Raw genomic sequence first — 16,748 nt, forward strand, 5'->3', positions numbered from 1 at the left:
CGTTCTCTCAGGATGGGCGTAAGGCATCGGGGATTTGACAACTGCTGATATTATATTAAGTGTAGAACATCGGCTGTGAAGCTAGCGCGGAGAGATAAAAAGTGCTTTACACCCCGGACAAAGCATGGGGCTTTTTAGACGCAGTTTAGAGGAAGGCTGAGCGGATTTTAAGCCGCAAACAGGGCAGGTGACAGTTGTGGTTAATACGCTTCCAAAAAGTTTCATTGTGTAATCGATAACGGACATGATTATTAGCCTCTCAATGAATGTATTTCACTCTATCACATTTGGCTAAAATTAAACCAATTTAATAATCCCCCAATTTTTTAACATAAGTGAGGTTTTCTTCTCTTTTCTAACTCATCGCTTTCATGTCCGTTTTTGAAGCGAATGAATTCCAACCTTTTAAAATCCTTATGCTATTTTGCAACGCAAGATGAGTTTTATCTAGGTTACCGCCTGGATTGAACGCTTGATTTTTTTCTACAAGAAAAATCGGTTGATTCACATTCGATGTTCTGAAAGCGTTGCAAAATCCGTAAGATAAGTTTATAAATATACTGTATATGCATACAGTAATTCATTGTGGAGGGAAAAATGACAATCGAGTTAACCATTGATCGCATGAAGAAACTTCCTGATGGAGCTATACCTGCGCTAGAGTCAGAACTCGTCAAAAAACTCAGTAAACAGTTTGATGATTACCAGCTTACGATTAAGCGTGGCGGCAATGATGGGTTGACTGTTTTCGGAGGCGACAAGAAGGAGGTCGAACATATCCAGCAGGAGACCTGGAAAAGCGCGGACGAGTGGTTTTATTAATCGCGTGAATCTCACTGGAGCAGTTTCAAAGAGTATCGCTGTTTGCGTTCCCCTGGCTGTTCCCGATTACTGTTTACCGCGTCAATAAGTCGCTCTGGGGGAAATAGTGTGTAGTGCAGGTGCCTTTAATGCAGATGATCAATGGTACGACGTGGTCAGAAGGGCCGATAAAGCAGTTATCTATAGCTTCCCGGCGGAAGGGAGATATCTGGTTTATCGAGTAAATGGAATAGTTTCATTACGACCGTTACTTGAGGATGAAGAGATCTTCACTCTTAACGGGTTCATGCAATTTGCAAAACGACTGGGGTACCGAGTTACATCACCGTCTGATATTATTCTTTCATAGGCCTGAACAACCTATACCTGATGCGCCACGGAGAGAACCATGGCGCTAGAATTACAACTTATCAAACACCATTCAGGAATACTGATCCCGGCCACACCCGAGACCAGCGATATCCTGCAATCCAAAACCCGGCTCGGCGATGTTCTTGTTGCCGAATTCAGGCGGGTACGAAACCCGGCATTCCACCGGCGCTTTTTCGCGCTTCTTAATCTCGGATTTGAATACTGGGAACCAACCGGCGGGGCTATCTCGAGTAACGAGAGGAAGCTGATTACTGGCTACGCCAAGTTCCTGGCTTCGTATGCCGGCAATGAGGGCGCGCTGATCGATGCTGCTGAGCATTATCTTGAGCAGGTTGCATACCGCCGGGTCACAAATGGCATTAGCCTGTGCAAATCCTTTGACGCTTACCGCTCCTGGGTGATCGTCGAAGCAGGGCACTTTGATGCCATTCAGCTGCCAGACGGAACACTCAAAAAACATCCTCGAAGCATCTCGTTTGCCAACATGGATGAACTCGAGTTTCAGCAGCTCTATAAAGCTGCGCTCGATGTCCTCTGGCGCTGGGTCCTGTCCCGTTCATTCCGCAGTCGTGATGAGGCCGAAAATGTCGCCGCGCGGCTGCTTGGCTTCGCGGGGGGATGGGGATGAAGAAGACCTGGTTCCATCATACCGATTGCAGCACCGAACAGGCCGACGAGCTGGTTAAGCGTTACAAAGCTCGTGGCGTCCGGGTTGAGCGCAGCCTTAACCCGGATTATGTGACCTGGACTGTCAGTGCTTTCCTTCCGACCTCAAATACTCCAGCGCGCCCGGATAGCCGCTGGCGAAACCGGATGTGGGAGTGAACGTGAAGACATATCAACTCACTTTGCCCTGGCCGCCGAGCAACAACCGGTATTATCGGCACAACCGCGGGCGTACACACATTAGCGCTGATGGCGTTGCGTACCGTTATGCGGTCGCAAGTGTCATTCGAAGCGCCCGGCTTAATATCCGCACGGCCGCTCCACTCAAAATACGTATTGAATGTCACATGCCTGACCGCCGGCGCCGCGATCTGGATAACCTGCAGAAGGCTGCATTCGACGCTTTAACCAAGGCGGGGTTATGGCTGGACGACTGCCAGGTTATTGACTATCGCGTTGTGAAAATGCCTGTCGTTAAGGGCGGAAAATTAGAACTCACCATTACTGAGCTGGAGACCGCATGAACCTTGAAAACACCCTCAAATATCACTTTGCCAAATCGACAATGATTAGCGACTCTCCGCGCGCTTCGGCGTCAGACTTATTAACCGGAACGGATATCATGGCTGCGATGGGCATGACGCAGGAACGGGCAGCATTGGGTTACAGCGCTTTTCTCGGGAAGATGGGTATCAGCAAGAATGACCGGGAGAGGGCGATCGAATTGCTGGCCCAGTATGCGCTGACCAGGTGCGATCGGGTTGCTGCACTGCGCAAACTGGGTGCCGGGGTTAAGCCACTGGTGATGCATCAGCTGGCCACCTTCGCGTTCGAGGACTATTCCCGCAGCGCCGCCAGCGTGAAGCAGTGCGATGGCTGCAATGGGGAAGGGTTTATCGACGCTGAGGTTTTCAGCATGAAGTCTCATACTCCGGCAAAAGAGAAGAAGTTCGTGAAGATGTCTTTGCACATGGGCGCGGAGAATATTCGTCCTTCTGAGTATGAGGTGCATAGACAGGTCAGGGAGGTAGCGCGCGTTCTTTGCCCTCGGTGTAAGGGGAAGAAGGTAGTAAGCTGTGCCTGTAAAGATTGTCATGGCCGCGGGAAAGCTGTTAATCAGACTCTTACAGAGCAGCAGGGCGTTCCGGTACTGGCTGATTGCAAGCGCTGCAGTGGGCGAGGGTTTGAGCGAATTCCATCAACTGAGGCTTACGCCGCGGTGTGCCAGATAACGGATGCAATCAGCCTCGACACCTGGAAGAAGTCTGTTAAGCCATTCTACGATCAGCTAATCACCAAGTTTGACATCGAAGAGGCCTGGGCTGATGCGCAGCTGAAGCAGATAACAAAATAGGGCGTTATTTTATCGTGAGCTATTTACTTTTCCCGAATCTGTGGTAATTTTCCTCTAACGATGGGTTATTGCCTTCGTTTAAAGCCCTGCGGTTAACTCCGTGGGGCTTTTTGCTTAATAGCGACTTAAGAATATCTAAAACCATTCAACCCTGCGGTGACTTATAATTTCCCCAACAACGCAGGAGGGAATATGGAAGAAGGTTTCTACTGGATTCAGCACAACGGTAGGATTCAGGTTGCTTACTTCAGCAATGGCGTTACTGAAGACCTTGAGACGGGACTTACTTTTAATGGTATTTGGCATCTGACACAGGGTGACGACATCTGCGACAACGGAGAAGCTGAGGTGATTGAAGGCCCTCTCCCTCTACCATTTAGATGAATATATTCATCTGATTATGCGGCAGATTCTTCATACTGCACATATGCTTCTTAAGCATCCTGCGGAATGGATGTTTCTGAAAGCGTTTTTGTGGTGGATCCCCCTAAGCGGAGGGGCGGTTCAGCAGGACATTTCTCCAGAGTGTCCAACCAGCGCGCGGAAATGAATGCTGTGATCATTTCCACCGGGAGGCACCCGGCACCACTCCCTCAGTTATTGCCAACTTAGCTATTTATGCCTGCTTGTCCGAGCAGGTTTTTTTTTATTTCTCCCTTGTGTTTTGTAAGAGACCTCAGAGCTAAGAAAGGGTGCTAAACCTCAGTACGTGTTTTAGCAAAACGATCCTCGAAACATTACAAGCTCGTCTGAGACAAAAAAGCGCGGAGAACGACATCACTCCTCTCCGCAATAATAATTCCATCTTCTGCCCGATTGTCTTTCTTTTATCCACAAAAGCTAAAGTTATGAGTTAATGTAAATAATAACAGCTTTAAACTATGTGAGCAGTTAATTATTTTTTTGTTTAAATGACTCTCCTTAAGGATTGTTTAATCTATTGCTTTCCTAAGGGAGAAAGAAGCGCCGAAGAGTATCAATCATCATCAGGCTGCCGTATGGCAGCCTTTTTTATTTTTATCAACAGCACCCGCACTTAGCGAGGTGAGAGACCATGAAAATGAATGATTCAGGGAACATCTTCACGCAGTTCTTCGCGTGGGTAGCAGCTCTGGCGTCAGCCATTGGATTTACCACTCAGGATCTGGTGTTCATGTTCTTTGGCGCTGCTGGTCTGCTTATCTCGCTAGCCTCGTACATTAACGGGCGGGTAGATGCAAACCGCAGGCGTAGAGAGGATGAGAAGCGAACAAAAATGGTCAATGACTACCTGAAAGGCGTTGGTGATAAACCCCTTCAAGAGCGTCCTGCCGCTGCAAGCGTGGTCGTTGAGGCATTACAAAAGGAAGGTGAGTGATGGGATCCAGAGCAAAGTTGAGTACTGCAGTTCTGGGGCTGGTACTGGCTGGTGCTCCTGCATCCGTCATTCTCGATCAGTTTCTAAATGAGAAAGAGGGTAACAGCCTCACGGCCTACAAGGATGGCGGCGGTATCTGGACTATTTGCCGCGGCGCAACGATGGTTGATGGTAAACCGGTTGTGCAGGGCATGAAATTGACTCAGGCCAAATGCAATCAGGTGAACGCCATCGAACGCAATAAGGCTCTGGCGTGGGTTGATCGCAATATTACGGTACCGCTTACCGAACCTCAGAAAGCTGGGATAGCTTCTTTCTGCCCGTACAACATCGGGCCAGGTAAGTGCTTCCCGTCCACGTTCTATAAGCGCATTAATGCCGGTGACCGCCGCGGGGCATGCGAGGCAATCCGCTGGTGGATTAAAGACGGTGGTCGCGATTGCAGCATGACTAAAGGTCAGAAGAACGGCTGCTACGGTCAGGTAGAACGGCGAGACCAGGAAAGTGCGCTGGCGTGCTGGGGGATAGACCAGTGAAAATTAATCCGGGTATTATCGGCGTTGTCATTATTGCTGGCCTTTCGGTCGCCCTCGTTAAGAGCTGTTTGGAGGCCAGTAATCTTCAAAGTGAAAACGACGTTCTGCGAAGTGACAATTCTCTGCAAGGGCAGGTTATCGCTACCCAGACATTCAACTTCAATCGATTCAATCAGGTTGCAGAACATGCCAATAGGCTCAACTCCCTGATTGACACCAGCACCGAAGAAACCGTAATCGAATACCGGGAGATTCTCCGCCGTGAAAAAACCTGTGATCTGCCTGTTCCTGCTGACATTGCTGGTGGGCTGCTCAAATACGCGCACCGTTTACGTGCCAGCGCCATGCACACCGATTCCAACGGACCTTACACAGCCGATGATCGTGCCGTTGCCACCAACTCCATGACGTACTGCCAGGTAGTATTGTGGATTAAGCCGCTACTGGCTGTAATTGAAAAGGGCAACAATAATTTCGCTGGCATAAGGCAGATCGAGTTGGAAAGAAAGAATTAGGGATGGCTCGTCCTTGAGCACACGGGTATTCCTGAACGACGGCTTTACCTGACATAGCAAAGCACTATTAAATTGTAGAAAAGACTCAATATTTAACAAGCGAAGCGCAGCATTGTAAAAAAATGCCCTCACAAGGAGGGCTACCAGAGTCTCAGTTTCACTTGCTCTTTTTATGGATGTTTCCCTGGAGTTGGCAAACTCCTCATCAGAGTCTTGAATAGTCTGGCAAGCAGTCCGTAATCAACAAGCATAAGCGGTAGCTATTAGGATGATTCTGAGTTAATCACTTGGGATAGGCAGTAATATGGAATCCTCTAGCTAACTGTAGGGCTGACATAGTAGCCGCTAAGGTATAGTGTTGAGATGTCTTTATGGAATGAGGATTAATATGAAAGGTAAAGTGTTTATCGCTGCTATGGCTTTTGTATCTTTCAGTGCTCTTGCCGACGAGGGGCAGTATCTTTCTGATTTCGCCAGTGCAAAAAGCACGTCTAAAAGCTACTCCCAGCTGATTAGTAAAAACAAACTACCTGCATGGGTAAAAAGTGGTGGCACGAGCACGCCATCAACCGAAGTAACAGTTGCGGGCAAAAAGTATATTGCACTGTCAGGGTGTAAACCACACAGTTGTCCAGAACAGAATATTGCTGTTCTCTACTCACCTGATAGCGGTGATATTCATGGTGTGTTTTCTGATTTCAATGCAGAAAAGAATCGTGAGACATTGACCTGGTTAAACGTGGATCCGATTGATTCTAATGCGATGAAAAATGCGCTTTTCAATCGACTGTACGGCAATTAAATAACCCAAGCTTACAAACTGTAATCCACCAGTTTGAAGCTTCAATACACAAATCAATCGTCTCACAGTGTGTTTGTCGCTCACATCGCACCCTCATTCCTCTTAACTTTAGCAATGAATTCCTCTGTGATTGATAGACCCGCTATGATTTCCGAATTTAAGACGGAAGCACCAAATTGGCTTACAAGGTCCAGAAGCGTTTCATATGTCTGGATGAGTTCCATTAGATCGGAAATCACTAATTGATCATGCTCAGTGCGCAAATGAGACCGGGCAGAGGCTTGATGCACTATCCACTCGAGATTGGCCTTGATTTTCTGTACGTCATCGTAGTTATACTTATTTCATAAGCTTAAATCCTCATTTCAAGATTTCTTTGAGAAAAAATACTCCATTGCTTCAAATACTGAAGCTGTGAGTGACGTCTAAAGTTCATTCAGTTTAGAGGTAACAATGGCTAAGCCGGATTGGGGCGAGCTGCAGAAGCGGTTCCTGTCTGATCACGCTGCTACTGGCATATCCCCTAAGGAATGGTGCGAGGCACATAACCTTAATTATGTAACTGCTCGCCGCTATATCAAGAAAACTGCTGCGCAAAATACAAAAATTTACCCGCGAAAGATAGTGCGCACTGCGCAGAAAGATAAGAGCGCAAATGAACTGGTGGATGATGATGGACTTACTGCTCAGCAGCGCTTATTTGTCGCGGAGTACCTGAAGGACAACAACGCCACTCGGGCTGCTATCCGGGCTGGCTACAGTAAAAAATCAGCTGAACAAATCGGCTATCAACTCCTTCAGAAAACTTCAGTTGCGCAGGCTATTGCGCAGCAGCAAAAAGCGTCCATTGTGCGCACTATCGGGAGTGCCGATGAAATCCTCGCTCAGATGTGGCAGCTCGCCACCTTCGATGCAAACCAGCTTTCACAGTATCGTCGCGGCGCGTGTCGTTACTGCTGGGGCTTCGGTCATCACTACCAGTGGCGCGATGCAGTTGAGTTTGAAGAGGAAACAGCAAAGGCTGAGGGAAGGGAAGGAGCCAGGCAACCAGATGACACAGGCGGCTATGGCTACGACCACACCCGAGAGCCAAACCCTGAATGCCCACGCTGCAATGGTGAGGGCATCGGTCAGCCTTATTTCCCCGATACGCGCAAACTCCCGGCAGCTTCTCGGCTCGCTTATTCAGGTGTGAAGGTCGGCAAGAATGGCGTTGAAATCACTGCTATCAGCCGTGAGCGCATGTTCGAGGCGGTAATGAAGCGCCTGGGCCTGGCCGATAGCGAGTTCGCGCAGCGCCTGCAGCAGATAGAAATCGAACGCCGGCAGCTGGAGGTTGAGAAACTCCGTAAAGAGCTTGCGGGTGATGGTGACGACGATGAACCAACCCCAGTGCAGATCAATATCAACGTAGTGGACGCGAGGGCGGACGATGGGGAACAGCCCGACACTTAACATTCCTCAGGCGCGCTTCCTCGCGATGCAGCACAAATTCAAGGCCTACGTTGCCGGGTTCGGTTCGGGTAAAACGTGGGTGGGTTGTGGCGGCATCTGCAAAGGGATGTGGGAGCACCCGAAGATTAACCAGGGCTATTTCGCGCCGACGTACCCGCAAATTCGTGACATCTTTTACCCGACGATTGAAGAGGTGGCCTTCAACTGGGGGTTAACCGTCAAAATCAACGAGGGGAACAAAGAGGTCCACTTCTACGAGGGGCGAAGGTACCGCGGGACCACAATCTGCCGCTCTATGGAGAAGCCCGGCTCGATAGTTGGTTTCAAAATCGGTAACGCGATGGTGGATGAGCTTGACGTCATGGCGGCTGCCAAAGCGCAACAAGCCTGGCGAAAAATCATCGCTCGTATGCGTTACAACACCCCGGGCCTGAGGAATGGAATTGACGTAACGACAACGCCGGAAGGGTTCAAGTTCGTCTACCAGCAGTTCGTGAAGGCGGTACGTGAAAAGCCAGAGCTTGCGGCTCTATACGGACTGATTCAGGCCAGCACGTTCGACAATGCGAAGAATCTGCCCGCGGATTACATCACGTCGCTGCTGAGCTCTTACCCTGACGAACTGATTCAGGCATACCTGCGAGGGAAGTTCACCAACCTCAACAGCGGGACCATTTACCACACGTTCAACCGTAAGCTGAATAACTGTTCTGACGAGATTCAGGATGGTGATCCGCTATTTATCGGCATGGACTTCAACGTTGGAAAAATGGCCGCGATTGTTCATGTTAAGCGTAATGGCCTGCCGCGTGCGGTTCGTGAGCTGGTGAAAGTCTACGACACGCCGGCGATGATTAAGCGCATTCAGGAAGAGTTCTGGCGCTACGAGGATGGACGCTACGTGAAGAGCCGGGAGATTTACATCTATCCAGATGCCTCTGGCGACTCACGCAAATCGCAGAACGCCAGCAAGACCGATATTGCCCAGCTTAATGATGCCGGGTTCAGCGTCATTGTTGATGATGCCAACCCGCCGGTTAAAGACCGCATCAACTCAATGAACGCCATGTTCTGCAACGCCAACGGAGAACGCCGCTATCTGGTGAACGTTCAGAACTGCCCGGTTTACACCGAGAGCCTCGAGCAGCAAATCTGGGCGGCTAATGGCGAACCAGACAAATCAGCTGATAACGATCACCCCAATGATGCTGGTGGGTACTTCATCGTGAAGGATTACCCCATCGTGAAACCGGCATACTCAATCACCATGGATACCACTTTCTGATATGGCAAACGACGACATCACCTGGGTTCGACCAGAACACCGGGCGGCTTCTGCTGCCTGGAGGAAATACAGGGACTTCTGCAAAGGAGCTGAGGCCGTAAAAGCGGCGGGTAATAAGTATCTGCCGTATCTCGACCCAACCGATAAATCCACACGCAATCGCAAGCGCAATGAGGACTATCTGAGCCGCGCGGTGTTCTATGCGATTGCCGGTAATACGAAGATCGGCATGCTTGGGATGGCGTATCGCAAGGACCCCACGTTTAACGGTCCGGAGAAGCTGAAGTACCTGTTGGACAATGCGGACGGAGCCGGTACCAGCATCTATCAGCAGTCGCAACTGGTGGCAGAGAACGTGCTGGAGGTTGCGCGAGAGGGCATTTACGTCGATTACGCTGAAGAGTCCGACGAAGCAATCATCCTCCGCTATCCGGCAGAGAACATCATTAACTGGCGAACAAAGCGTATTAACGGGCGCGATCAGCTGGTGCTGGTGGTGCTGCGGGAATGCGTAGAAGAGCCGGATGGTTATGCTTACAAGGATGAAATCCAGTATCGCGAGCTGGCGCTAGAAGAAGGGCGGTTCATATGCCGTGTATGGCGCCGGGCTGGTGGCACCGTAAGCGGAACCTACACCGTTGACAGTGAGTACCACCCTAAGCCGAAAGGAAAGGACTACTGGGATGAAATCCCGTTCACCTTTGTCGGTGCCCAAAACAATGATCCTACTATCGATGATTCGCCGCTGGCCGCGCTGGTGGAAATAAACCACGGACATTACCGCAACAGTGCTGACTATGAAGACAGCGTATGGTTCTGTGGCCAGGTACAGCCGTATATGACCGGGCTTGATACCAACTGGCGCGATCACCTCGAGAAGAAGGGCGTGAAAATTGGTTCCCGATCACCTCTTTTGCTTCCCAAGGAGGGTTCGTTTGGTTATGCCCAGGCGCAGCCGAACATGCTGGCTAAAGAGGCCATGGATAGCAAGCGCGATTACATGGTGCAGCTTGGCGCCCGGCTGATTGAGCAGAACGCCACGGCAAAGACGGCAACCCAAGCGAGCGGTGAGCAAACATCCTCAACATCGGTGCTCGGTATCTGCGTTTCAAACGTTTCTGAAGCCTATACGCTGGCGCTTGGCTGGTGTGCGAAATACCTAGGCATTAAGGGAGAATCGACGAGTTACACCATCAACCAGGAGTTCATAGCGAAGGTCGCGGAGTCTGGCATGGTAACGGCAATCGTCAACGCCTGGCAGTCCGGTGCGCTGCGCGATAGCGATATGATTCGCGCGCTGCAGAAGCTCGATCTCATTGACCCGGCAGACAGCCCGGACGAGGTTATTGATGCGCTTCGCAATCAGGCACCCACGTTGACCGGAGGCTGATATGGCCACCATTAACGAAAGCCTGCGCGATGAGTCGATCGCACATTCCGTCTGGTTAAGTCGCTACGCCACTGGTGTGGCAAACCGGATGGTGAAGTTGCTTAACGAGACGGACGCGGATCTGTCAGCCCGCCTGCTCGATGCGCTGGACAGATTGCCTCCTGAGAGCTTCACCGTTAATCGTCTGGAGAGTTTACTGGGCAGCGTGCGCGAACTTAACCATCAAGCCGTAGCGTCCATGCAGGCAGGGCTCGAAAATGAGCTGGTGGCACTGGCAAAGAACGAAGCCAGTTATCAGCTGAGCCTGTTCGACTCCCTTCTGCCATCACAGGTCCTGTCTCACTATCCGCTGCAGGGCATTACAGCCGATATGGTGTATGCCGCGGCGATGGCGCAGCCCTTTCAGGGGCGGCTGCTGAGTGAGTGGGCGGATAATCTGGAATCGGACAGGCTGGCGCGTATCGTGAACGCCGTCCGCAGGGGTTATCTTGCCGGCGACACGGTTGAAACTATAGCCCGCAATGTTCGTGGCCACGCCAACAAAGACTATCGCGACGGCGCGCTGCAGATGAGCAGGGCAAACGCCGCCAGCATCGCTAAAACAGCCGTTAATCATCTGGCTGCCACTGCACGCAACTGCTTCACCAGCGCCAACAGCGATATCGTGAAAGGTAAGCAGTGGCTGTCTACGCTGGACAATAAAACCAGCCACGACTGCATTATTCGTGACCTGCTGCGTTACACCCTGGATAACAAACCGGTCGGGCATAAGGTGCCTTACCTACAGGGACCCGGGAAGATTCATTTCTGCTGCCGTTCTACTGAAACCCTGATTCTCAAGTCATGGCGAGAACTTGACATCGATATCGACGAAATGGACGAAGGCACTCGTGCCAGCATGGATGGACAGGTACCAGCTAAAACCACGTATCTGGAATGGCTCGCGCGTCAGCCAGCACAACGCCAGGATCAGGTTCTGGGTGCCGAGCGTGGCCGTTTGTTCCGCGCGGGTGAAATCAACCTGGCTGATATGTTTACTGACAAAGGCGAATGGATCAGCCTGGAACGTCTGAAGAAGCTCTCAGGCACAGACAACTAACAACCACATCTTACTTCACGCCCCGGCATCCGCCGGGGCTTTTTTATGGGCGAGGCCCGGCAAAATCCCGAGGGGAACTTATGTTAATTCGAAACATGCTTCTGAAATTTTACGCACCTGAAAGCGGCGGAGAGGGCAGCGGTGGCGGGGGTATCGAAATCACTCCTGAAATCCAGAAGCTGATTGATGAGCGCGTGACCAGCGAAGTCACTGGCCTCAAAACGAAAAATAGCGAACTGCTGGGCACCATAAAGCAGCAGAAAGAAAACCTGTCCCGCTTTGAAGGTATCGATCCAGACGCTGTACGCGGCATTCTCCAGCGTTTTTCCGACGACGAAGAGGCAAAGCTGATTGCCGCAGGGAAAATCGATGAGGTGCTCGATAAGCGCACCGAGCGTCTGCGTGCTGACGTCGATAAGCAAATCAAAGCCGCAAACGAGCGCGCGGACAAAGCCGAAGCGTTCTCCAATAAATTCCGGGATCGAGTTCTGGGCGATGCAATCCGTGCAGCAGCGTCAAAAGCTGGTGCGCTGCCTGAAGCATCCGACGATCTGATTCTGCGTGCCAAAGGCACATTCCAGCTCAACGACGAAGGCGAGGCCGTAGCAGTTGATGCAAATGGCGACGTTCTGTTCGGTAAAGACGGCAAAACTCCACTAAGCCCGCTTGAGTGGGTGGAGTCTCTTAAGGAGACGGCTCCGCATCTGTTCCCACGCGCAGAAGGCACTGGCGCGGGTGGGCACAAGTCAAACGGTGGTGGCAGCCTGAAACGTTCCGAAATGAGCGCCAGCGACAAAGCGGACTACATCCGCAAGCATGGCCAACAGGCCTTCCTCAAACTTCCAAAATAAGGGATTAACCCATGTCTACCACTGTTAATAGTGACCTGATCATTTATGACGACCTGGCGCAAACCGCTTTCCTTGAGCGACGACAGGATAACCTCGCAATCTTCAACGCCTCTTCCAACGGAGCGATCCTGCTGGATAACGAACTGATTGAAGGCGATTTCCGCAAGCGTGCGTTCTACAAGGTGGGCGGCTCTATCGAATCGCGTGATGTTAACTCCACCGAAAAAGTAACTGGTAAGAAGATTGGCGCTGGTGAAGCCGTCTCCGTTAAAGCGCCGTGGAAATACGGTCCATACGAAACTACTGAAGAAGCGTTCAAACGCCGCGGCCGCTCGGTTGACGAGTTCTCCGAAGTGATCGGCACTGATGTGGCTGACGCGACGCTGGAAGGCTACGTGAAATACGGCCTGAAGGCGTTGACGGCTGCTATTGGCGCCAACGCGGATATGGTGGTCACCGCCGATATCGAAACAGACGGCAAGAAGACCCTGACGCGCGGCCTGCGTAAGTATGGCGACAAGTTCAACCGTGTTGTGCTCTTCGTTATGCACTCCGCCACTTACTTCGACATCGTGGATGAGGCGATCGCCAACAAAATCTACGAAGAAGCGGGCGTGGTGGTTTACGGCGGGCAGCCGGGCACGTTGGGTAAACCTGTTCTGGTGACCGACACCATGGACGCTGATGCGATTCTCGGGCTGGTGACCGGGGCGGTGACTGTTACTGAGTCTCAGGCTCCGGGGTTCCGTTCCTACGACATCAACGATCAGGAAAACCTGGCGATCGGGTATCGTGCTGAAGGCGTGGTGAATGTCGACCTGCTGGGCTACAGCTGGGATACCTCCAAAGGTGATAACCCGGACCTGACCAAAATCGGCACTGCAGGTAACTGGAAGAAGCACTTCACCAGTAACAAATCCACGGCTGGCGTGCTGATTAAGCTGGGATCCGCAGCGGGGGAGTAACGCTGTCAGCGGATAAAACCTCCGCAACCGCTGACAGCACCGATGCGGTCACCATTTCTCTGAAGTACATGCTAAACGGCGCAGGTGTTTCCGGCAAAACCGTTGTCTGGAGTTCAACGGGCGGCGCGCTTAGCACGGCCAGTTCTCAGACCGGCTCTGCTGGTGGGGCGACGGTCAAACTTACCTCTGATACGGCAGGTACTTTCACAGTCACTGGTACTGTTGATGGTATTGCTAACTCGAGTCAGCAAATCACCTTCACCGCACCTGCTGCAGGCTAACCGATGGGGCGTAAGCCCCATTCACCGGATGCTCAGATGATTAATACTGATATCACCGCCGCTGACGTTAACAGTTACGCCAGCGAAGATGAACTGGCGTCATTTGCCGCGCTGAGAGGGATTGAGCTGCCTGAAACGCTCGCACCGTTACTGATTAAGGCGATGGACTACCTGGAAGGGCTTGATTGGGTAGGTTCCAAAGCAAACCCTCGACAGCCGCTGGCATGGCCACGCGTGAATGTCGTTCTGGATGAACATGATTTCCCACCGGATGAAGTACCACGGCAGGTTATAACCGCGCAGTGCATGCTGGCGGTAGAGGCAATCGACGGCGATTTACTCTCCAGCGTACGCGAAGCCGCTGTGAAAACCGAACGTGTCGAAGGCGCCGTAACCATGACTTATGCGGTTGCCGACGGTGAGGTGTTTACGCCAACTTACCCGGCGGTAATGGCTATTCTTGGCGACCTGGCTGGTGGGCGTGGTTATGCAATCAATGCTTTCGCGGAGCGCGCGTAATGGCCATAAACTATCAGCGAATGCAGGCGACAACGACTCGTATGCTCAAGCAGAACGGCATTGAATACAACGTCACGCGTAAGGGCACGTTAATCGTCATCGGTGGTGTGGAGCATCGTTCCGAGGATATCCAATTCACCGCCACAGGAGTTAAGACGGATTACGCGCCAGGCGAAATTGATGGAACCGTTATTGAAAACGGCGATATTCGGATTGTCTTTACCGCTGAGAAGGAAATTAAAACCGGCGATCTGATCGTCGTGGACGGCGTAAGCCACCGCGTAGTTAAACCTAACCCCGTGAAACCGGGGGCTGTGGTGCTCTGCTACAAATCTCAGTTGAAGACATAGCATGAGCGATAATAAGGCGTTCACGGCTGCCATCACCACGTTCGTGGACAAAGCCAAATCGAATCAGGAAGCGGTCGTACGTGCTGTCGGCATTCGGATCCTTAATCAACTGGTGATGATGTCACCTGTCGGCAACCCGGAACTCTGGGGCATCAACCAGACGGCAGCATCTTACAATCAGGCGGTATACGACCATAACGAAGCGCAAAAATCGGACCCTGCCAACCTGACTAAAACCGGACGGCTTAAGAAGAAAGCTCGACTGGTGGATGGGATGGATATCAAAGCGCCACCCGGATATACCGGTGGACGGTTTCGGGGCAACTGGCAGTTGTCTTTTGATGCACCGACCACAGATGAAACGGGCCGTATAGATAAAACCGGAAATCTGACAAAAGCCGCAGGGAATTACACGCTGTCTCTGTTCAAAGTCGGGATGAAGGCTATTTATTTCTGCAACAACGTCCCTTACGCGTATCGACTGGAGATGGGGCACTCTTCCCAGGCTCCGGGAGGGATGGTACGCATCACTGCTGCTGAGTTTCAGCGCTTTTTTGAGGAAGCAGTAAGGGAGGTGACTAAATGATTCCCGATATCGCGGCGGCGCTGGCCGCCAGGCTCGGCGAGTGGGCTGATGCTGAAGGGATCCCAGTTGCCTGGGAAAACGTGCCTTTCACACCGCCATCTGATGGGCTCTATCTTGCTGTCCATGACATGCCCGCCACGCCGCGTACGGTAGACCTTGGATTGCGCTGCCGCATTTATTCAGGTGTATACCAGATTAATGTTGTGGCCCCAGCAGGCACTGGCCGTACCGATGTAGTGGCTCTGGCTGACTGCGTGGCTGAATTGTTCCCCGAGGGGCAGGAGATTGAAGGCAGGGGTTTTACATGCTGGATAGATCAAACGCCTGGTGTTTTCCGCGGTATCACTACATCTGTCTCTTATACCGTTCCCGTTAGTCTCAATTATCGAGCCGATATCTCCAGCTAATCCTCACAACCTTCTAAACCTGACCGGCTCTTTGCCGGTTTTCCCGTTTCTAAAGGAGTAACCAATATGGGCTTTGCATTGCCTAACGGCGCTCACGTCTATCTGGCATCGGGTTATGGCCCAGCCATTCCTTTCACCGGGGCGACAAACGCCGAAAACATGGTGATCACCGTGAGTGAAGCTGATGCACTCAAGGTGGGTGATATTGTTCATGTGAACTGCAACTGGTCCGGTGTTGATAACGTCATTGCAAAAATTGATGCGATTGCCGAAAGCGCCGTAACTCTTCGCAACATCAATACCACCAACAAAAACAAATATGCCGCTGGTGGCGGTACCGGTTCGATCCGCAAGGTGCTTGAATGGACCGAGCTGCCGCAAATTACTGAGGTGTCGAAATCTGGTGGCGATCAGAACACCACACAGATTCAGTTCCTGAGCGACGACCGCCAGCGAAACCTGAACACCTATAAGTCTGCAGTCTCCCAGACCTACTCGATCGCGCATGACTCCACTCTCCCCGTATATCCGCTGCTTCGCCAGTTGGATGAAGACGAAGAAACGGTTGCGGCTTACATGTACGTGCCGAAGGCGAAGGAAAACCGTTACTGGGCGGCCACGGCGTCCTTTGACGATACGCCGACTACTGCGGTTAACGAGGTAGAGACAGTGAGTGTGGTGCTGAACCTGCAGTCACCGGCGATGACGTTCTACAAGGTGACTGACGCTGCAGCCTGACCCGTCAGCGCTCTCACTATTCCATGCCTCCCATAACGGAGGCTTTTTTTTTCGTTAAGAGGTATCGATGGCGACCAAATTCACCCTTCAGCCCAAACCTACATTCAAGGCCAATGTCTCGATCCCCCGAGCCGGCGATGAGGATGGCGTGCTGACGTTCACGTTTAATCACAAGCCACTTAAGGAACTGGCTGACCTGGAAAAACTCGAAGGCAAAACCGCCACTGATTTTCTGATGGAAATCATTTCAGGCTGGGCACTTCCTGATGCATTCAACGCGGAAAACCTGTCGGTGCTGCTGGAAAACTATCCGGCGGCGATGAAGGCCATCCCGGAAACCTACTACCGCGAGCTCATGGGGCAGCGTGAAAAAAACTGATAGCGGTTGCCTCTGCGTT

The 16,748-nt window shown here is 51.6% G+C and carries 24 protein-coding genes; 23 read left to right on the top strand and 1 reads right to left on the bottom strand.

Going from position 1 to position 16,748, the window contains the following annotated elements; translation table 11 throughout:
• Positions 1 to 81: 81 nt before the first annotated feature.
• On the bottom strand, positions 82 to 246 hold the full coding sequence (locus NWV12_RS09625) for a YnfU family zinc-binding protein (protein ID WP_214551156.1): 165 nt from the start codon (positions 244 to 246) through the stop codon (positions 82 to 84).
• 351 nt (positions 247 to 597) lie between these two features.
• Here NWV12_RS09625 and NWV12_RS09630 point away from each other — a divergent pair, with 351 nt between their 5' ends.
• From NWV12_RS09630 to NWV12_RS09740, 23 genes are all read left to right on the top strand, one after another.
• Entirely contained in the window at positions 598 to 822 is a 225-nt protein-coding gene (locus NWV12_RS09630) for a DinI-like family protein (RefSeq protein ID WP_048979547.1), read from the top strand.
• Between the two features lie 388 nt (positions 823 to 1,210).
• Positions 1,211 to 1,822 (top strand): DUF1367 family protein, encoded by a 612-nt coding sequence (locus tag NWV12_RS09640; protein ID WP_101744524.1) that lies wholly within the window; start codon positions 1,211 to 1,213, stop codon positions 1,820 to 1,822.
• Complete coding sequence (locus NWV12_RS09645) at positions 1,813 to 2,019, top strand: hypothetical protein (protein ID WP_075204790.1); 207 nt, start codon at positions 1,813 to 1,815, stop codon at positions 2,017 to 2,019. The genes NWV12_RS09640 and NWV12_RS09645 overlap by 10 nt, the downstream gene beginning before the upstream one ends.
• Positions 2,020 to 2,021: 2 nt before the next feature.
• A complete protein-coding gene (gene rusA, locus NWV12_RS09650; RefSeq protein WP_048979564.1) occupies positions 2,022 to 2,384 on the top strand; it encodes a crossover junction endodeoxyribonuclease RusA in 363 nt (120 codons plus the stop codon).
• Positions 2,381 to 3,214, top strand: coding sequence for an antitermination protein (locus NWV12_RS09655; protein WP_101744525.1), 834 nt, complete (start codon positions 2,381 to 2,383; stop codon positions 3,212 to 3,214). Before rusA ends, NWV12_RS09655 begins: the two co-directional genes overlap by 4 nt.
• A gap of 192 nt (positions 3,215 to 3,406) precedes the next feature.
• A complete protein-coding gene (locus NWV12_RS09660; protein WP_047958756.1) occupies positions 3,407 to 3,598 on the top strand; it encodes a hypothetical protein in 192 nt (63 codons plus the stop codon).
• A gap of 670 nt (positions 3,599 to 4,268) precedes the next feature.
• Complete coding sequence (locus NWV12_RS09665; RefSeq protein ID WP_028013330.1) at positions 4,269 to 4,571, top strand: hypothetical protein; 303 nt, start codon at positions 4,269 to 4,271, stop codon at positions 4,569 to 4,571.
• Positions 4,571 to 5,107, top strand: a complete 537-nt coding sequence (locus NWV12_RS09670) for a lysozyme (RefSeq protein WP_045143003.1) — start codon at positions 4,571 to 4,573, stop codon at positions 5,105 to 5,107. The genes NWV12_RS09665 and NWV12_RS09670 overlap by 1 nt, the downstream gene beginning before the upstream one ends.
• On the top strand, positions 5,104 to 5,622 hold the full coding sequence (locus tag NWV12_RS09675; protein WP_101744526.1) for a hypothetical protein: 519 nt from the start codon (positions 5,104 to 5,106) through the stop codon (positions 5,620 to 5,622). Before NWV12_RS09670 ends, NWV12_RS09675 begins: the two co-directional genes overlap by 4 nt.
• A 388-nt stretch (positions 5,623 to 6,010) precedes the next feature.
• Positions 6,011 to 6,424 (top strand): Ivy family c-type lysozyme inhibitor, encoded by a 414-nt coding sequence (locus tag NWV12_RS09680; RefSeq protein ID WP_045371016.1) that lies wholly within the window; start codon positions 6,011 to 6,013, stop codon positions 6,422 to 6,424.
• Positions 6,425 to 6,877: 453 nt separating this feature from the next.
• The gene (locus NWV12_RS09685) at positions 6,878 to 7,879 is read left to right on the top strand and encodes a terminase small subunit (RefSeq protein ID WP_101744528.1); all 1,002 of its coding nucleotides are present in this window, start codon (positions 6,878 to 6,880) and stop codon (positions 7,877 to 7,879) included.
• A complete protein-coding gene (locus NWV12_RS09690; protein ID WP_101744529.1) occupies positions 7,857 to 9,164 on the top strand; it encodes a terminase large subunit domain-containing protein in 1,308 nt (435 codons plus the stop codon). Before NWV12_RS09685 ends, NWV12_RS09690 begins: the two co-directional genes overlap by 23 nt.
• Before the next feature lies 1 nt (position 9,165).
• Positions 9,166 to 10,554 (top strand): DUF4055 domain-containing protein, encoded by a 1,389-nt coding sequence (locus NWV12_RS09695; RefSeq protein WP_101744530.1) that lies wholly within the window; start codon positions 9,166 to 9,168, stop codon positions 10,552 to 10,554.
• Position 10,555: 1 nt separating this feature from the next.
• Entirely contained in the window at positions 10,556 to 11,653 is a 1,098-nt protein-coding gene (locus NWV12_RS09700) for a phage minor head protein (RefSeq protein ID WP_047652142.1), read from the top strand.
• Between the two features lie 80 nt (positions 11,654 to 11,733).
• Complete coding sequence (locus NWV12_RS09705) at positions 11,734 to 12,504, top strand: hypothetical protein (RefSeq protein ID WP_101744531.1); 771 nt, start codon at positions 11,734 to 11,736, stop codon at positions 12,502 to 12,504.
• Positions 12,505 to 12,515: 11 nt separating this feature from the next.
• Complete coding sequence (locus NWV12_RS09710; protein WP_023344281.1) at positions 12,516 to 13,469, top strand: major capsid protein; 954 nt, start codon at positions 12,516 to 12,518, stop codon at positions 13,467 to 13,469.
• Positions 13,470 to 13,522: 53 nt separating this feature from the next.
• Positions 13,523 to 13,750: an Ig-like domain-containing protein gene (locus NWV12_RS22115; RefSeq protein ID WP_375379101.1), complete on the top strand. Its 228-nt coding sequence runs from the start codon at positions 13,523 to 13,525 to the stop codon at positions 13,748 to 13,750.
• A 36-nt stretch (positions 13,751 to 13,786) separates the two neighbouring features.
• Positions 13,787 to 14,269 (top strand): DnaT-like ssDNA-binding protein, encoded by a 483-nt coding sequence (locus NWV12_RS09715; RefSeq protein ID WP_101744532.1) that lies wholly within the window; start codon positions 13,787 to 13,789, stop codon positions 14,267 to 14,269.
• Positions 14,269 to 14,619: a hypothetical protein gene (locus NWV12_RS09720; protein WP_101744533.1), complete on the top strand. Its 351-nt coding sequence runs from the start codon at positions 14,269 to 14,271 to the stop codon at positions 14,617 to 14,619. Before NWV12_RS09715 ends, NWV12_RS09720 begins: the two co-directional genes overlap by 1 nt.
• 1 nt (position 14,620) lies before the next feature.
• Positions 14,621 to 15,205 (top strand): hypothetical protein, encoded by a 585-nt coding sequence (locus NWV12_RS09725; RefSeq protein WP_101744534.1) that lies wholly within the window; start codon positions 14,621 to 14,623, stop codon positions 15,203 to 15,205.
• Positions 15,202 to 15,612 (top strand): DUF4128 domain-containing protein, encoded by a 411-nt coding sequence (locus NWV12_RS09730; protein ID WP_101744535.1) that lies wholly within the window; start codon positions 15,202 to 15,204, stop codon positions 15,610 to 15,612. Before NWV12_RS09725 ends, NWV12_RS09730 begins: the two co-directional genes overlap by 4 nt.
• A gap of 66 nt (positions 15,613 to 15,678) precedes the next feature.
• Positions 15,679 to 16,350, top strand: a complete 672-nt coding sequence (locus tag NWV12_RS09735; RefSeq protein ID WP_101744536.1) for a phage tail protein — start codon at positions 15,679 to 15,681, stop codon at positions 16,348 to 16,350.
• 67 nt (positions 16,351 to 16,417) lie between these two features.
• A complete protein-coding gene (locus NWV12_RS09740; protein WP_023344275.1) occupies positions 16,418 to 16,729 on the top strand; it encodes a phage tail assembly chaperone in 312 nt (103 codons plus the stop codon).
• Positions 16,730 to 16,748 lie beyond the last annotated feature (19 nt).

It is taken from the genome of Enterobacter sp. Crenshaw (assembly GCF_024734705.1).
Taxonomy (GTDB): domain Bacteria; phylum Pseudomonadota; class Gammaproteobacteria; order Enterobacterales; family Enterobacteriaceae; genus Enterobacter; species Enterobacter asburiae_B.

Coding starts and splice junctions, on each gene's coding strand:
- NWV12_RS09725 (WP_101744534.1), top strand. CDS start 14,621: ATGAGCGATAATAAGGCGTTCACGGCTGCCATCACCACGTTCGTGGAC.
- NWV12_RS09625 (WP_214551156.1), bottom strand. CDS start 246: ATGTCCGTTATCGATTACACAATGAAACTTTTTGGAAGCGTATTAACC.
- NWV12_RS09710 (WP_023344281.1), top strand. CDS start 12,516: ATGTCTACCACTGTTAATAGTGACCTGATCATTTATGACGACCTGGCG.
- NWV12_RS09715 (WP_101744532.1), top strand. CDS start 13,787: ATGATTAATACTGATATCACCGCCGCTGACGTTAACAGTTACGCCAGC.
- NWV12_RS09685 (WP_101744528.1), top strand. CDS start 6,878: ATGGCTAAGCCGGATTGGGGCGAGCTGCAGAAGCGGTTCCTGTCTGAT.
- NWV12_RS09640 (WP_101744524.1), top strand. CDS start 1,211: ATGGCGCTAGAATTACAACTTATCAAACACCATTCAGGAATACTGATC.
- NWV12_RS09665 (WP_028013330.1), top strand. CDS start 4,269: ATGAAAATGAATGATTCAGGGAACATCTTCACGCAGTTCTTCGCGTGG.
- NWV12_RS09630 (WP_048979547.1), top strand. CDS start 598: ATGACAATCGAGTTAACCATTGATCGCATGAAGAAACTTCCTGATGGA.
- NWV12_RS09740 (WP_023344275.1), top strand. CDS start 16,418: ATGGCGACCAAATTCACCCTTCAGCCCAAACCTACATTCAAGGCCAAT.
- NWV12_RS09730 (WP_101744535.1), top strand. CDS start 15,202: ATGATTCCCGATATCGCGGCGGCGCTGGCCGCCAGGCTCGGCGAGTGG.
- NWV12_RS09705 (WP_101744531.1), top strand. CDS start 11,734: ATGTTAATTCGAAACATGCTTCTGAAATTTTACGCACCTGAAAGCGGC.
- NWV12_RS09735 (WP_101744536.1), top strand. CDS start 15,679: ATGGGCTTTGCATTGCCTAACGGCGCTCACGTCTATCTGGCATCGGGT.
- NWV12_RS09680 (WP_045371016.1), top strand. CDS start 6,011: ATGAAAGGTAAAGTGTTTATCGCTGCTATGGCTTTTGTATCTTTCAGT.
- NWV12_RS09690 (WP_101744529.1), top strand. CDS start 7,857: ATGGGGAACAGCCCGACACTTAACATTCCTCAGGCGCGCTTCCTCGCG.
- NWV12_RS09695 (WP_101744530.1), top strand. CDS start 9,166: ATGGCAAACGACGACATCACCTGGGTTCGACCAGAACACCGGGCGGCT.
- NWV12_RS09720 (WP_101744533.1), top strand. CDS start 14,269: ATGGCCATAAACTATCAGCGAATGCAGGCGACAACGACTCGTATGCTC.
- NWV12_RS09655 (WP_101744525.1), top strand. CDS start 2,381: ATGAACCTTGAAAACACCCTCAAATATCACTTTGCCAAATCGACAATG.
- NWV12_RS09645 (WP_075204790.1), top strand. CDS start 1,813: ATGGGGATGAAGAAGACCTGGTTCCATCATACCGATTGCAGCACCGAA.
- NWV12_RS09660 (WP_047958756.1), top strand. CDS start 3,407: ATGGAAGAAGGTTTCTACTGGATTCAGCACAACGGTAGGATTCAGGTT.
- NWV12_RS09670 (WP_045143003.1), top strand. CDS start 4,571: ATGGGATCCAGAGCAAAGTTGAGTACTGCAGTTCTGGGGCTGGTACTG.
- NWV12_RS09700 (WP_047652142.1), top strand. CDS start 10,556: ATGGCCACCATTAACGAAAGCCTGCGCGATGAGTCGATCGCACATTCC.